The sequence below is a fragment of the Paracoccus rhizosphaerae genome (assembly GCF_026162645.1).
Classification (GTDB): Bacteria; Pseudomonadota; Alphaproteobacteria; order Rhodobacterales; family Rhodobacteraceae; genus Paracoccus; species Paracoccus rhizosphaerae.
Genome location: NZ_JAOTBE010000073.1, coordinates 1 through 15,482 on the forward strand (window position 1 = coordinate 1; position 15,482 = coordinate 15,482).

Here is a 15,482-nt window from a genome sequence, read left to right on the forward strand (position 1 = left end):
ACAATGACAAGCACTGCAAGCGCCATCGCAGCGATGGGCGCGGCAAACAGGAAGCGCGCGTATGTCGCGCCGCCGGTCGAGAGGCCAGTGGCCTTCAGGTGCTTTTGCAGCATGAAGCGGCATGTCTGAACAGCTGCCGCTGCAATTGTTACGAGTGCCCAAAGCTCCATCGAGGTTCCTACTGGTGACATAGAGGCGGCTCGGTCTGGTTCGAAGCCGGCAGGATCAGACGTGCTGCATCCGATGCAAGCAGCGGAACTTCAAGCACGAAGCGGTTTTATCCGACTTGCGACTTGTCGACGAGAAGGGGCCGACCAGCCACCATAGCAGTTTACCGACCGTCAGGGCCGTTCAATGCTGGTTCCGGCTGAGGCGCTGCCTGACTAGCAAACATGCCTTGTCACCTTGGTTCAACGCTACATCTCGCCTTTGACTTGAAGGCAGTTTGACGCACCAGCGTAGCCCCAAGGGAACCGCAGCCAAGTTGCGACCCTTTTGTAGCGGGCCGAGGCCTGCCTTGCTGCACAGAAAGGGAAATCTGCCGCCGGACAGGGCAGCTACTACTCACAACCCTTCTTTGATCTGTCCGATACGCTGTTCCTCCCGCAAAGCGAGCTCCCTGTCTCAGGCACGGCATGGCTCGACTAGGAGTGGTCTTCGCAACCTCCGGCCGAGGATCAGCAGGGCTGGGACTGGTTGTCCTTGCCCTTCGACAGCGGCGACAAGCTGATGGGCTTTTTCCTGCGCGGAAGCGGGGACTACACCTCCGCAATCTGGATCACTGCCGATGGACAGGCCACTGCCCTTGATGACGGAGCCTTCACCGCGACACCTCTGGAATGGCATGATGTGGCCGGGCGGCAGGTGCCGACAACATGGCAGGTCAACTTGCCCGCACAGGATGTGGATGTGACGGTGGCGGGCCTAAACCCCGACGCCTGGATGCAGACCTCAGCGCCCTACTGGGAGGGACCGGTCACGACTACAGGCAGCCACAACGGCAAGGGATATCTGGAGATGACGGGCTACGACTGATCTCCCGGATCTTCCGGACATGACCTTAGTCGTAAGTCCGCTCCTCCTGACGCCACCCGGCGCCGGGGCGACCAGCCTGGTTGTGGCATTGTACGAAGACGTAGCGAGGTTCCTTTTTTTAAGACAGGTTCTGCCTGCCGCAGCATATCCGGACCGCGGCAGGCAACCATCAGCGCTCGTTGTCCATCTGGTGCAGCTTTTCGACACGACGACGGAAATCTTCGTCGGTGGAAAATTCGGCAGCCAGATAGGCATCGATCAGATCCAGCGCCAACCATGGCCCGACGATCTGGGCCCCGATGCACATGACGTTTACGTCGTCATGTTCGACGCATTGGTGAGCAGAATGGATGTCATGGCAAACGGCTGCCCTGATGCCCCGGACCTTGTTCGCTGCAATCGAAGCACCGACGCCGGTCCCGCAGACCAGGAGCCCCCTGTCGGCCCTCCCATCGGCGACGGAACCAGTCACCAGCTTGGCGATATCGGGGAAGTCCACCGGCTGGTCATCATGAGAACCGACGTCCTCGACCGCGTGTCCCGACTTCCGGATATGATCAACGACGGTAGCCTTCAGCGGAAAGCCCGCATGATCTGACCCGATGACAATACGCATGTGATTTACCTTTTCTAAGTTATCGTAGAAGACTTGGCAGCCACAGCACCAGGTCCGGGTTGAAGGTGATGACCGCCAGGGTCAGCAGCAAAGGCAGGTAGAAGGGCAGAAGCGCCCGCAGCAACTGCCGCAATGTCACCTGCGCGATGTCGCAGACCAGGAATAGGGACAGGCCCATCGGCGGCGTCAGCAGGCCCAGCATCAGGTTGAAGATCACGACGATGCCAAGATGGACTGGATCAACTCCGGCCAGCACCATCGGCGGGGCGATGACGGGCACCACCAGCAATGTCGCCGTCGTCGAGTCGAGGAACATGCCCGCGATGAAGAAGATCAGGTTGGCAATCATCAGCAGCAGGATCGGGCTGTCCGCGAACTGAAGTATCCATCGCGCGAAGTCCTGCGGGATCTGCTCGACCGCAAGGATCCAGCCAAAGAGGGAGGCGACGGCGACGATGATCAGGATGGCGCTCGTGCTGCGGATCGTCATCAGCATCGCGTTCCACAGATGCGGCCAAGTCAGCTCCCGATAAAAGAGGCCGCTGATCAGAAGAACATAGAAGACGGTGACGGCAGCAGCTTCGGTCGGCGTGAAGATGCCCAGCAGCATCCCGGCGATCATCAGGACCGGCGCGAACAACGCGGGCAGCGCCGGGATCAGGCTGACCACGATCTCTCGCAGGGTCGAGGCGCGGTCGGCGCGCGGCATCTGGTTGACGATGGCGATGATGGCGGCGGTGACCATCAGCAGCAGGATGCAGATGAGCGCAGGCACGATCCCCGCGAGCAGCAGCTGCACGATTGAAACGCTGGTGACGGAGCCGTAGACGATCAGCGGGATGCTGGGTGGAAAGATCGGACCAACCACCGCGGAGGCCGCTGTCACGGCGCCCGCAAAGGGGGCAGAGAAGCCGCGTTTCCTCATGGCTTCGATCTCGATCCGGCCCAACCCCCCGACATCGGCCAGTGCTGCACCGGACATGCCGGAGAAGATCAGACTGGAGAAGATGTTCACCTGCGCCAGCCCCCCCGGCAGCCGCCCCACCAGCGTATCTGCAAAGCGGAAGATGCGGTCGGTGACGCCCGCTAGGTTCATCAGGTTTCCCACGAAGATGAAGATCGGCACCGCGACCAGCGGAAAGCTGTCCAGGGCATAGGTCACCCTCTGGGTCAGCAGCCCGAGCGGCAGACCCTCAATTAGGACATAGCCGATGGCCGGGATCAGGATGGCATAGACGACCGGAAAGCCCAGGACGAAGAGCGCCAGAAAGATCAGGATCAGTGCAATGCCCATGTCAGAGCGCCACCGAACTCTGCGCGTCCGGCGGCCTGCGAAGCTGGGCCAGGTGGACGATGCAGGCGCCGGCGAAACCGAAGGCCGTCGCGCCCATGAAGATCCAGAACGGGATCTTCAGCGTCGGCGTGGCGCCGCGCAGGTTGCCCATGATGTTCTGGATCGCCACCCAGCCTAGAAAGCCGCAGGTGACGATCCCTGCCGTGATGATCAGAAAGCGGATCCCACGGCGCAGGCGCGTTGGAAGCGCCTCCAGCAACTCAGCCATGACGATGTTCTCGTTGCTGGATACAACCAGCGGATAGGCGACGAAGACGGTGCAGATCAGAAGAAAGCGGGTCAGTTCCTCGGCTCCGACGATGGCTGCGCCGAAGACCTCGCGCGCGATGATCTGGATGAAGGGCACGGCGACCAGCGCACCCAGAAGAAACACGCAGACGAACTCAAGGCTCTTGCGCATGATGAAGTCCCCTTGCGAAACGGCCGGCCCGCCATCGGCAGGCCGACCTGCTGTCGATCACTCGACCGCCATGATCTGTTCGATGTAGGGCTGGTATTCCGGGAAATCGGCGTTGATCTGCGCCAGAACGTTTTCACGGAACGCCGCCACATCCAGCCCGTCCTCCTCGGTCACGACCGTCATGCCCTTGTCTTCCAGTTCGGCTACCAAGCTGTCCTCGGACTCCTGCGCCCAGGTCAGCGACTCCTCTGCCTTGGCATCCAGCACATCCGTGATCGCGGCACGGTTTTCTTCGGAAAGGCCCTGCCACACGTCCTCATTCACGAAGATTGCCAGGATCGACTGCATGTGCCCCGTCATAGCCACATGGCTCTGCACCTCGTGCAGGCTGTTCGAGGTGATCATCGTGAGCGGGTTCTCCTGCCCCACCACCAGCCCGGTCATCAGGGCCGTGGGAAGCTCGGCGACTTCGACGGGGGTGGGCGTGGCACCGAAGCCCTTGACCATGGACACCCACAGATCCAGCGGCACCGCACGGAACGGCTTGCCCGCCAGATCCTCGGGCGACTTCACTTCGAAGTTGGACGAGATGTGGCGGGCACCGCGATAGATGCGGCCGATGATCCGGACCCCGCCCTCCTCAACCAGCCGCTCGTTGATCTGCTGGAGCGCAGGCGACGTTGCAGGATCCGTGGCGGCCAGTGCATGAGCTCCATCGCGATAGATGAACGGAGCGTTGAATACAGAGACCTCCGGCACGATCTGCGCCAGTGAGGCGAAGTCATGGTGGCCCATCGGGATCGAGCCCATCTGCACGCCGCTGACCATTTCGGAAACGCCGCCCAGCTGGCTCGCAGGGAATACTTCGACGGTGACCTCGCCATCGGTCGCCTCGGCGATCCCGGCCGCCGCTTCCTCGGCATAGCGGGTCTGGATGTCGCCTTCGGCACCCACATGGGCGTAGCGAAGTTCCTGCGCCATGGCGGGCAAAGCGGTCATTGTCATGGCGGCGAAAGCAATAAGCTTGCCTGTCTTGATAAACATGGTTCCCCTCCCTTGGGATTGTTCAGTTCAATTTCCGTTCGAGACCGCTCCTGTAGGTCTCGATCAGACTCTTGCGACGCAAGTCGTCGCCAATCGCGAAATGCTCACGAAGGCGGCGATCGGCTTGATCTGCATCCTTAGCCACGATCGAGAGAAATACTTCGCGGTGCGCCTCGACCAGGACCCGGACGATGTTCGGGTTCCGGTAGGTGGTGGCGCGGCGCTGGACGTGGCTTCGCTGCAGCAACTCGGACATCGCGCCGTAGAGCGTCGTCAGCGACCGGCTGTGGCTGGCCGCGACGATGGACTGATGGAACATGAAATCGGCCCTGCCTCCGGCTTCCGGATCACCCAGCGTTTCAATAAGCGCGCTCAACCACTGGCCTATGCGGCTCAGGTCAGCCTCGTTGGCGCGCTCGCAGGCAAGGCGGATGGCCTGGCATTCGATCGCCATGCGGGCCTGCATCACGTCCTCCAAGATGTCCTGTTCCTGCGAGAGGCAGAAGGTAAAGAAATCCGACAGGACCCGGATGTCTGCCCGGGCAATATAGGTGCCGCTGCCTTGGCGGACATCCAGAAATCCCAGCATGACCAGCGACTTCATGACCTCGCGCAGCAGCGGCCGGCCCACATTGAGTTCCTGCGCCAGTTCGCGCTCTGGCATGACGCGATCACCGACTTTCAAGTGGCCCCTGAGGATGCGCTCCTTGAAGTAGGATACAACCCGCTGCGAACCTGTCTGCCTTGCCTCGACTGCCGGAACCTCTGTCACGTGCCCCTCCCCCCTTGGTCCGAAAAACATCCTACCAAAGCAGCCAAGGGGTCAAATGGTTTAGTTAGGAGTATCTCGGGGCAAAGAAGCGAGCAGGTAAAACATCCGCATTATCCAGAAAGTAAGTTTTCTATTCAATTACTTGGATAGTTAACGTCCACGCCTGCAGCTGGGAGCATTGGTAAGACCAATGTAGTCCGGCTCCTGAACAGTGGCCTTCCTCAGGGGCCATTCAGGCTCGCACTGTTCGGGAGAACATCAAGACGCCTCCGCGCGCTCGTCCGGCTCTGCCACGGCCTGCCTTGTGTCGACAGGGCGGGCGACATTATCAGAAACGGCTACAATACCGATTGTCGCTGCAGGCTGAGTGGCCAATGCCTCTGCTGCGCACGCTGCAGGCTGCCGCACCACGGCCTGCGGACGCGGCCTTCAAGGCCTATAAGCCGGGCTATGAGTATCTCGGCCTAAAATACCTGCCGCAAAATGGCCGACAGGGAACGACGCGATACCTCCTCGTCGCATACGACCGCGCGACGCGATAGGTCTTCGTGCGCAACGTCACTGGGCGTGTGCTGACGGGGATCTCTCGGGGGAACGGGGCGAATGTTGGCCCTTGATCAAGCTGGGCAGCCGCAACGCCTAGGCTGCCCACCCCGCCCGTTGGGTCCTTCCCGTGCCGTTTCATGTGTGGTGGGCTTTGTGCGCAAGTTCTCCAGTTGCAGAAAAAGAACTTGGGGTTACCACCCGGTCAGAGGCTAGGACCCGCTGCCGGCGCAATCACGCAGCATCTACTCGAGCGCCTATCACGCAGCGATACTCCACACCGCATTAAACCAGCAAGATTTGGAGATGGTCGACCAGCGCAGACTGGAACTCCTGCTGGTCGCGTCGCACCTCACCAATCAGGCTGGAAGCTCCCGGCTGATCAATCACGCACCCAGTTTCTTTCTGGCTCAGAAAGAAGACGGTAGAGTGGGATAAACGTCGCGATCAAGGCTGGCACGTGTCGCCTGCATGAAGGCCAAGGTCGCTGCCGAGGGCGCCCGACTGGAAGGCAGCAGAAAGTTCGTGCTGTAGCCGAGCAGTGGCAGGAACGGACGCATCATAATACTCTCACCCATCTGGTCGACCAGCGGAAAGGGATTGAGCAGCGACACACCAAGTCCCTCACGAACAAACTCTGTCACCGACACATTGGTCGATGCCTCCAGTTGAACATTCAACCGCACGCCTGCTCGATCGAACAGGCGGTCGATTGCCGCGCGACTTGAATGGCGCCGCGACAGGGCAATGAAGGGTTCGCCCTGAAGGTCTTCGGGCCGAATCGCACTCAATGACGCGAGATGATGATGCCGCGGCAAAATGCAGATTGCCTGTGTTTCCAGCAGTGGTTCGCTCTGAATGCCTTCGTGGGCCACGTTGCTATCGGTCATTCCGAGGTCGAACCGCCCTTCGGCAATTCCGGTCAGCAGACTGTCGCTGGCCAATACATCAAAGGTGATCTGCAACTCTGGATTTTGTTTCTTGAACGCGGCGATCCGGCTTGGAAGAAAACGGTGTGCAATCGTTGGTGGAGCCACGATGACGAGGGCGCCGGAATGCGAATGGTTGGTCTGGTCGGAGTGATTGGCAATGCGCGCTAGGGTCTCGAATACAGGGGTCAGCTGCTCGTTGATCGACAAGGCCTCGACGGTGGGAACAAGGCGGCCACCCGAGCGCCCGAACAGCTGAAAGCCAAGCCTTCCCTCAAGCTGTGCAAGGCGACGACTGACCGCTGATTGCGAAATACCCAAGCCGCGAGCCGCACTGATGGCTGTTCCCGCGCCCACAAGAGCCTGCAGAACCTCCAGTTCTCGCAGGGTAATGCCGGAACGACGATCCTTTTCGGCGGTAGCTTCCTCAATCTTCATCGTGCTCTATGACCAAAGCGCATTGCTATTAATAATTGACTTCTGATTAATGCATAATACCGTAACCGCCAAGCAAGATCGCGCCACTGGGGACCAACCCCAGGGTTAAGGATCCATCAAGGCAACCCGACAGGAAGGATATGACTGTGAAACAACTGACCCTGCCGCTCATGGCCGGCCTCTTTGCAGCGGGCCTTGCCCCCGCGATCGCCCAAGATCTTTCTATTGGGCTGAAGTCCGAGGCGACGTCGATGGACCCCCAGTTCCACCAGCTGTCCACCAACATCCAAGTGGCAAAGAACATCTTCGAGGCTTTGACCACCCAAGATGCGCTGCAGAAGGTCACGCCCGGCCTTGCCGAGAGTTGGGAGGCCGTGGACGACACCACTTGGCGCTTCAAACTACGGCAAGGCGTCAAGTTCCATGACGGCAGCGACTTCACCGCCCGCGACGTGATCTATTCGTTCTGCCGGGTACCGCTGGTGGAAAACTCGCCTTCGGCTTTCACCATCTTCACCGGCGGCATTGCCGACATGCAGGCGGAGGACGATCACACACTGACCATCACGACGACCGCGACCAATCCGCTTCTGCCGGTCGAACTATGGAGCTTGGCCGTGGTCTCGGCCACCACGCTGGGCGCCGAGGACGAGGTCACCTATGGCCCTGAAGGAACCTGCGAGGGAATGGGCGACGTGCCCCAGGCTCCGGCTTTCAATTCGCCCGAGGTGGCAGTCGGCACCGGACCATATAAGCTGGACAGCTATACCCGTGGCTCTCAGGTCGTGCTGACCCGGTTCGACGACTACTGGGGCGGCACGCCGGACTGGGAGCGTGTGGTGATGCGGCCTATCACCAGCGACGGCCCCCGCGTGGCGGCGCTGCTGGCTGGCGATGTCGACATGATCGAGTCGCCTCCCATTCAGGACATCCCGCGGATCGAGCAGGCGGGCTTCAAGGTGGTGGACGCCCTGTCGAACCGCGTGATCTATCTGCACATGCTGCAGCAGGAGGACGCGCCCGGCATCGGCGGCACCGACGGCAACCCGCTTCTGGACCCGCGCGTCCGCAAGGCGATCTCGCTGTCGATCAACCGCCAGGCCATCACCGACCGGATCATGGGCGGCTATGCCCAGCCTGCAGGGGAACTGCTGCCACCGCCGATGTTCGGCACTTCAGGCCGTCCGGTCGATGCCTATGATCCGGAACGCGCCAAGGAACTGCTGGCCGAGGCCGGCTATCCCGACGGCTTCTCGATCACGCTGGGCACGCCAAACGACCGCTACATCAACGACGAACAGGTCGCGCAAGCCGTGGCGCAGATGCTGGCACAGATCGGCATCCAGACGACCGTGGATGCCAGTACCGCCAGCCAGTTTTTCTCGCGCCGCAATGCACTGGAGTTCCCGATCTACATGGCGGGTTGGGGTGCGTCCTCGGGCGACATGTCATCGCCGCTGAAGTCTCTAGTGGCGACTTACGATGCCGACACCGGCATGGGGCCCACCAATGCGGGGCGCTATTCCAACCCTGAGATGGACACCCTGCTGGTCGAGGCCATGTCCACCATCGACGACGCCAAGCGCGACCAGATGCTGCAGGAGGCCGAGACGATGGTGCTGGACGATTTCGGCATCATCCCGCTGCACTATGAACAGACGGTCTGGGCGATGAAGCCTGAACTCTCCTACGAGCCGCGCGTCGATCAGTACACGATGGCCACCGAGGTCGAGCGCGTCTCCGAGTGATCCGAACCGATCGGCGCGTCCCGAGGGTCGCGCCGGTCCCCCGCATCTCGCCGGACCCAAGGACATCCCATGATCGTTTATCTTGTCCGCCGGGTGGGACAGAGCCTGCTTGCCGTCATGGCTATGGCAATTCTGGTCTTCCTGGGCGTCTATTTCATCGGCAACCCCGTCGATGTCTTGATCAACCCCGAGGCCACGCAGGCCGACATCATCGCCACAACCGAGCGGCTGGGGCTGGACAAGCCGCTTTATCAGCAGTTCGGGATATTTATCTGGAACGCGTTGCATGGCGACCTGGGCACGTCCTTCGTCTATGGCCGCCCGGCATTGGAGATCATCTTGGACCGCCTGCCCGCAACGATGGAGCTGGCGCTGGTCGCGCTGTTCCTGTCGGTCGGCATCGGCATCCCACTGGGCGTCTGGGCAGGGCTGCGCCCGAACAGCATCGCGGGGCGGACGATCATGGGCGGTTCGATCTTGGGCTTTTCGCTGCCGAACTTCTGGCAGGGAATGCTGCTGATCCTGGTCTTCGCGGTCCTGTTGGGCTGGCTGCCCGCCGGCGGGCGGGGCGAGACGACCGAGTTCCTGGGGCTGCAGGTCAGCTTCCTGACCTGGGACGGGCTGACCCACCTGATCCTGCCGGCGATCAACCTGGCACTGTTCAAGATGTCGCTGATCATCCGCCTGGCCCGCGCGAACACGCGCGAGGTCTGCCTGCAGGACTACATCAAGTTCGCCCGCGCCAAGGGCCTGTCGGGCCGCCGGGTCGTGCTGGTCCACGTCCTCAAGAACATCATGATCCCCGTCGTCACCATCATCGGCCTTGAACTGGGTTCGATGGTTGCCTTCGCCATCGTGACCGAGACGGTCTTTGCCTGGCCCGGCATGGGCAAGCTGCTGATCGACAGCATCAACCTTTTGGATCGCCCGGTGATCGTCGCCTACCTGATGCTGACGGTGCTGATCATCGTGGCCATCAACCTGCTGGTCGACGTGATCTATTCGCTGCTGGATCCGAGGATCCGCCTGTCGGAGATGAAGGCATGACACAGGTCGGCATCTCCACTCCGGTCCGCATCGACAGCCCCTCCAGGCGTATCGCCAAAGAGTTCCTGGAAGATCCCGTCGCCGTCATCGGCCTGTCGCTGTTCGTGCTGGTGGCCCTGATCGCCCTCGCGGCCCCATGGATCGCGCCGCAGAACCCCTATGACCTGGCGCAGCTGAATATCATGGACAGCGCCCTGCCGCCCGGAGAGACGAGCTTCGGCACGAACATGACCTATTGGCTAGGCACCGACCAGCAGGGCCGCGACATGCTGTCGGCCATCATGTACGGGCTGCGCATCAGCCTGATGGTGGCGCTGATCTCTCTGGCGCTGGCGATCACCATCGGGACGGTGGTGGGGGTCACCGCGGCCTATTTCGGTGGCCGGCTGGACAGCTTCATCATGCGCGTCGTCGATCTGCAGCTGTCCTTCCCGGCCATCCTGATCGCGCTGATCCTGCTGGCCCTGCTGGGGCGCGGCGTGGACAAGGTGATCCTGGCACTGGTGATCGTGCAATGGGCCTATTATGCCCGAACGGTCCGCAGCTCAGCCATCGTCGAGACGCGCAAGGATTACATCGACGCCGCCCGCTGCCTTGCGCTGTCGAACCGGCGCATCATGTTCCGCCACCTGCTGCCCAATTGCGTCCCGCCGCTGATCGTCGTGGCGACTGTGCAGATCGCGCAGGCCATCGCGCTGGAGGCGACGCTGTCCTTTCTGGGCGTGGGCGTGCCCATCACCGAGCCATCGTTGGGGCTCCTGATCGCCAACGGCTATGACTACCTGCTGTCAGGCAGCTATTGGATCAGCCTGTTTCCCGGCATAGCGCTGGTAGTAACTATCATCGCAATCAACCTCGTCGGCGACCGCCTGCGCGATGTCCTGAACCCGAGGTTGCAGAAATGACCAAGCTTCTGGACGTCAGGGATTTGCAGACGCATTTCCTCACGCGCGATGGTGTCGCCAAGGCTGTCGACGGAGTCAGTTTCTCGCTAGATAAGGGCCAGATCCTTGGGTTGGTCGGCGAGTCCGGATCGGGCAAGTCAGTCACCGGCTTCTCGATCCTGGGACTGGTTGATCCACCCGGCCGCGTTACCGGCGGACAGATTGTCTTCGACGGCGACGACTTGGTCGCGGGGGGTGAGCCGATGCTGCGCCACCTGCGCGGCAAGCGCATCGCGATGATCTTCCAAGACCCGATGATGACGCTAAACCCGGTTCTGCGGATCGACACGCAGATGGTTGAGACAGTTCGTGCACATGAAAAGGTTTCGCGCGCCGAAGCTCTACGCCGCTCGCGCGAGGCACTGGTCCAGGTCGGCATCTCGTCCCCGGACGAGCGGCTGCAAAGCTACCCGCACCAGTTCTCGGGCGGGATGCGGCAGCGTGTGGCCATTGCCATAGCGCTTCTGCACAAGCCCGACCTGATCATCGCAGACGAGCCCACGACCGCGTTGGATGTCACCATCCAAGCGCAAATCCTTTCCGAGGTGCAGGAGCTTTGTGTGAAATCGGGCACCGCACTGATCTGGATTACCCATGATCTGGCCGTGGTGTCGAGTTTGGCCGACCGCTTGGCCGTCATGTATGCAGGGCGCATCATCGAGGAAGGCCCGACGGCCGAGGTCATCGCCAATCCCCGTCATCCCTATACACGCGGGCTGATCGACAGCGTGCCGCAAGGCAAGCGCCACGGTGCGATGCTGACCCAGATCAAGGGCATGACACCGTCGCTGCTGAACCTGCCTCAGGGATGCAAATTTGCACCCCGCTGCCCACGCGCCGATGACGCCTGTTTGGTCGAGCCCTCGCTCGCCCCGGCGGGCGCTGATCGCAGCGTGCGTTGCGTCCATCCCCATGACGAACCTCCCGGAAAGGTCCTTGCGCCGTGACTCCTGACCTCATCCTCCAGATCGACGGCGTGTCCAAGCGCTTTTCAAAGGATCTCGATATCGCGGAACGGACGGCTCGCACGTTGGGCGCCAAAATTGCGCCGGTGACGGTCCATGCCGTTGATGGCGTCAGCCTGAGCATCCGCCGCGGCGAGGTTCTGGGGCTAGTCGGCGAGTCCGGCTGCGGCAAATCTACCCTTGGCCGTATGGTGGCAGGGCTGACCACGCCGTCAGAAGGAAAGATCCGTTACAATGGGCAGGACGTGGCAGGGCTGAAGGGAGCCGCTGCTCGCGATGCCGCGCTGAAGATCCAGATGATCTTCCAGGATCCCATGTCCTCGCTCAATCCGCGCATGCGGGTCCGCGACATCGTCGGCGAGGCACCGCGCGTCCATGGCATCGTGTCGCGCGATCGGGTTCCGAGCTATGTCGAGGATATCCTGCAGCAGGTGGGTCTCGATCCTAGCACGGGAAAGCGGTATCCGCACCAGTTTTCGGGCGGGCAAAGGGCGCGGGTCGGGATTGCCCGCGCACTGGCCGTCCGCCCGGATTTCCTGGTCTGCGACGAATCCGTTGCGGCGCTGGACGTGTCAATCCAGGCGCAGGTCCTGAACCTTTTCGTAAAGCTGCGCGAAGAGTTCGAGCTGACGTATCTGTTCGTCAGCCATGATCTTGGCGTGGTCGAGCATATCTCGGACCGGATCGCGGTGATGTATCTGGGCCGGCTTGTGGAACTGGGCGAGGCCGAGGACCTGATTGCCCGGCCGAACCACCCTTACACTCAGGCATTGGTCAGCGAGATCCCGACATTCGAAACCGGCAAGAAGACTTATCGCGCCATCACCGGCGGACTCCCCTCCCCCATGAATCCGCCCAAAGGTTGCCATTTCCACCCTCGCTGCCCCCATGCCCACGACCGGTGCCGAGTTGAAATACCCACTTTAAGAGAAGTTGCGCCAGGCCGCCTTTCAGCCTGCCACCTGAACGACCGCGCGGCTTGAGCCCTATAGAATGAAGACCCCGAGGAGATTTTCTGATGCAGAATGCTAACCCCATCTGGTCCTTCGTTGATGCGAAGGGGCGGGAATTCACTGGCCTTGCCGATCGCGTTTTTGACACGCCTGAACTGGCTTATGGTGAAAAGCAATCCTGCGCCGCCCATACGCAGATGCTGCGCGACCAAGGCTTTCGAGTGACCGAGAACCTCGCCGGCATTCCGACCGCTGTGATGGGGGAGGCAGGCCTAGGCGGTCCGATCATTGCCATTCTAGGCGAATATGATGCACTGCCAGGTCTGTCCCAGGAGCCGGGGCTGGCAGAGCCCAAGCAGATTGCGGATCACGGTTTCGGCCACGGTTGCGGGCACAATCTCCTGGGTTCTGCAGCACTGTCGGCCGCCACAGCCGTCAAGGACTGGCTGGAGGCCGAGGGGATTGAGGGCCGGGTTCGCTACTACGGATGCCCCGCAGAGGAGGGCGGCGCGGCCAAGACCTACATGGTGCGCGATGGGCAGTTCGACGATGTTGATATCGCCATCACATGGCATCCGGCCAGCTTCAACGCGGTCGACGATATGCGGTCGCTGGCCAATACGCGGATCGATTTCACCTTTCATGGCAAGGCCGCCCATGCGGCAGGTGCGCCTGAACTAGGTCGTTCGGCGCTGGACTCAGTTGAGCTGATGAACATCGGCATCAACTACATGCGCGAGCACATGCCGGACGCGGCACGGGTTCACTATGCCTATCTCGATGCAGGCGGCATCGCGCCCAATGTGGTGCAGGCTAAGGCGACCGTGCGCCAGTTGATCCGCAGCCCCAGCCTGCAGGGTTTGGCCTCGCTGGTCGAGCGCGTGCGCGCCATTGCGGACGGTGCAGCAATGATGTCGGGCACCCAAGTCACATCGCAGGTCTTTTCGGCAGTCTCGAACCTGACGGAGAACCGACCCCTGTCCGAGGCGATGCAGGCCCAGTTCGAGGCTCTGGGGCCCGTGCCCTTCGACGCAGAGGATGCCGCCTTTGCCACCCGCATCCGCGAAAGCCTGTCCCGAGACGACATTGCAGACACTTTCGAGCGCCTGGCAATGAAGCCCGACTTTGATATACCGCTCTGCGATTTCGTCGCGCCGCTGGACCGACCATTCATGGGTGGAATAGGCTCGACTGACGTGGGAGATGTCAGTTGGAAAGTCCCAACTGTGCAGGCGCGTGTCGCGACTTGCGCGGTAGGGACCGCACTGCACAGTTGGCAGCAGACTGCACAAGGCAAGGCACCGGCCGCACATAAAGGCATGTTGCATGCTGCGAAGGTGATGGCTGCCACCGCCCGCGCTGCTTTACTGGACAGCAGCCTGCTTGCTGCGGCAAAACAGGCACATGCCGATCATTTGGCAAGCTACCCCTACGACTGTCCAATTCCGGCAGGCGTGGCACCACCCGTTGGCGACATGTAACGGCAACTGGCGCTCGAGCAGATCAGGCGGAGCAGACACAGCGCGCAACGTATCTGCCTGTCGCTCCGCCCTTATGCTCCCCAGCTGACGAAGATCATCGCCAGGCCCAGCACCAGCCCTGCTACTGTCTGCACCGGCCTCCGCAACCCGATCAACGCGTAGGAGATGATCACGCACCCTCCTCCGACGAAGGCGGCGGACAGCAATGCAGAACCCGGCGCCTCAGCCAGCCTTATCAGGTCCGGACGCGCGATCATGCCCAAGGGGATGAGGTAGAGCCCGACACCCAGTGCCATGGCTGTCAGGGCCACCCGCAGCCAGTTCTCCTCCGCCATGCCAGCCGCAATGAAGACGGCGCCGCAAACCGGCGGCGTGATGGTGGACAGCAGCGCGAACCAGAAGACGAAGAGATGCGCCTGGAGCGGCTCCAGGCCCAGAGCCGTCAGTGCAGGCCCTGCCACCGAAACGCAGATGACATAGGCCGCCGTCGTGGGCACCTCCATCCCCAGAACAAGGCAGGCCAGCGCGGTCAGCAGCAGCGACGGCCACAGGTTGCCGTTGGAAGCGGACAGGATCAGCGAGGTGATCTTCACGCCCAGCCCGGTCATGGCCAGCACGCCGATGATGATCGATGCACAAAGGATAATCGCCGCGATCAGCGACACCTGCCGCGCCGCACCAATCAGCGCAACCTCGACCCTCGCCACCGTGCGCCGCAGGTCAAGACGCATGTCGGCGCCGGTCAGGAGCAGGAAGGCACCTGCGATGATCGCCAGGGCGGCAGAGTACTGCGGCGTGTAGCCCGCCCAGAACATCGCCCCCAGAAGCACGGCAAAGGGGACCATGAAGAAGGCGGAGGTGACCAGAACTTCTCTGGCCTCGGGCTGCTGCTCCGGCGGCAGTCCCCCCAGATCCAGACGCCGCGCATAGGCATCGATCCCGAACCAGACCACGATGAAGTAGAGGAGCGCCGGCAGAAGGGCAGCGGTGATGATCTGCGTGTAGGGCGTGCCGGTCAGCTCGACCATGACAAAGGCCCCTGCGCCCATCAGCGGCGGCATGATCTGTCCGCCCGAAGAGGCCACAGCCTCGACTGAGAACGGCGGTGAGAAACTAGGCCACGGAAGCGGCGGCATGGAGCTGCTGCGGGCGGCGTAAAAGTCGTCCACCCTTTCCCTTTCTGCGGCAGCAGGGAGGGCGCGAGGATTTTCAG

General features: G+C 61.8%; 13 protein-coding genes and 1 pseudogene. 7 read left to right on the forward strand and 7 right to left on the reverse strand.

The features are described 5' to 3' along the window. Positions 1–534: 534 nt before the first annotated feature. A pseudogene (locus tag OC184_RS17115) lies at positions 535–1,035 on the forward strand (lipocalin family protein); the annotation flags it as partial. Positions 1,036–1,204: 169 nt separating this feature from the next. Here OC184_RS17115 and rpiB read toward each other — a convergent pair. From rpiB to OC184_RS17150, 6 genes are all read right to left on the reverse strand, one after another. Next, a complete protein-coding gene (gene rpiB, locus OC184_RS17120) occupies positions 1,205–1,651 on the reverse strand; it encodes a ribose 5-phosphate isomerase B (protein WP_265508373.1) in 447 nt (148 codons plus the stop codon). Between the two features lie 19 nt (positions 1,652–1,670). After that, positions 1,671–2,945: a TRAP transporter large permease gene (locus tag OC184_RS17125; protein ID WP_265508374.1), complete on the reverse strand. Its 1,275-nt coding sequence runs from the start codon at positions 2,943–2,945 to the stop codon at positions 1,671–1,673. A 1-nt stretch (position 2,946) separates the two neighbouring features. Continuing rightward, positions 2,947–3,405 carry a TRAP transporter small permease gene (locus OC184_RS17130; protein WP_265508375.1) on the reverse strand — a complete coding sequence of 153 codons (459 nt, stop codon included), beginning with the start codon at positions 3,403–3,405 and terminating at the stop codon, positions 2,947–2,949. 57 nt (positions 3,406–3,462) lie between these two features. After that, positions 3,463–4,449 carry a TRAP transporter substrate-binding protein gene (locus tag OC184_RS17135; RefSeq protein WP_265508376.1) on the reverse strand — a complete coding sequence of 329 codons (987 nt, stop codon included), beginning with the start codon at positions 4,447–4,449 and terminating at the stop codon, positions 3,463–3,465. 22 nt (positions 4,450–4,471) lie between these two features. Further along, positions 4,472–5,221, reverse strand: a complete 750-nt coding sequence (locus OC184_RS17140; RefSeq protein WP_265508377.1) for a FadR/GntR family transcriptional regulator — start codon at positions 5,219–5,221, stop codon at positions 4,472–4,474. Between the two features lie 953 nt (positions 5,222–6,174). After that, a complete protein-coding gene (locus tag OC184_RS17150) occupies positions 6,175–7,131 on the reverse strand; it encodes a LysR substrate-binding domain-containing protein (protein ID WP_265508378.1) in 957 nt (318 codons plus the stop codon). Between the two features lie 146 nt (positions 7,132–7,277). Between OC184_RS17150 and OC184_RS17155 the strand changes: the two genes are divergently transcribed. The 6 genes from OC184_RS17155 (at position 7,278) to OC184_RS17180 (ending at position 14,269) form a co-directional block, all read left to right on the forward strand. Further along, a complete protein-coding gene (locus OC184_RS17155) occupies positions 7,278–8,879 on the forward strand; it encodes an ABC transporter substrate-binding protein (protein WP_265508379.1) in 1,602 nt (533 codons plus the stop codon). Between the two features lie 69 nt (positions 8,880–8,948). Beyond that, complete coding sequence (locus tag OC184_RS17160) at positions 8,949–9,926, forward strand: ABC transporter permease (RefSeq protein ID WP_265508380.1); 978 nt, start codon at positions 8,949–8,951, stop codon at positions 9,924–9,926. Then, positions 9,923–10,831 (forward strand): ABC transporter permease, encoded by a 909-nt coding sequence (locus OC184_RS17165; protein ID WP_265508381.1) that lies wholly within the window; start codon positions 9,923–9,925, stop codon positions 10,829–10,831. The genes OC184_RS17160 and OC184_RS17165 overlap by 4 nt, the downstream gene beginning before the upstream one ends. Beyond that, the gene (locus OC184_RS17170; protein WP_265508382.1) at positions 10,828–11,817 is read left to right on the forward strand and encodes an ABC transporter ATP-binding protein; all 990 of its coding nucleotides are present in this window, start codon (positions 10,828–10,830) and stop codon (positions 11,815–11,817) included. The genes OC184_RS17165 and OC184_RS17170 overlap by 4 nt, the downstream gene beginning before the upstream one ends. Then, positions 11,814–12,818 carry an ABC transporter ATP-binding protein gene (locus OC184_RS17175; protein ID WP_265508383.1) on the forward strand — a complete coding sequence of 335 codons (1,005 nt, stop codon included), beginning with the start codon at positions 11,814–11,816 and terminating at the stop codon, positions 12,816–12,818. Before OC184_RS17170 ends, OC184_RS17175 begins: the two co-directional genes overlap by 4 nt. A gap of 35 nt (positions 12,819–12,853) precedes the next feature. Then, positions 12,854–14,269: a M20 family metallopeptidase gene (locus tag OC184_RS17180; RefSeq protein ID WP_265508384.1), complete on the forward strand. Its 1,416-nt coding sequence runs from the start codon at positions 12,854–12,856 to the stop codon at positions 14,267–14,269. A 71-nt stretch (positions 14,270–14,340) separates the two neighbouring features. On the opposite strand, the gene OC184_RS17185 is transcribed toward OC184_RS17180, so the two are convergent. After that, entirely contained in the window at positions 14,341–15,405 is a 1,065-nt protein-coding gene (locus OC184_RS17185) for a TRAP transporter permease (RefSeq protein WP_265508385.1), read from the reverse strand. Positions 15,406–15,482: the final 77 nt, after the last annotated feature.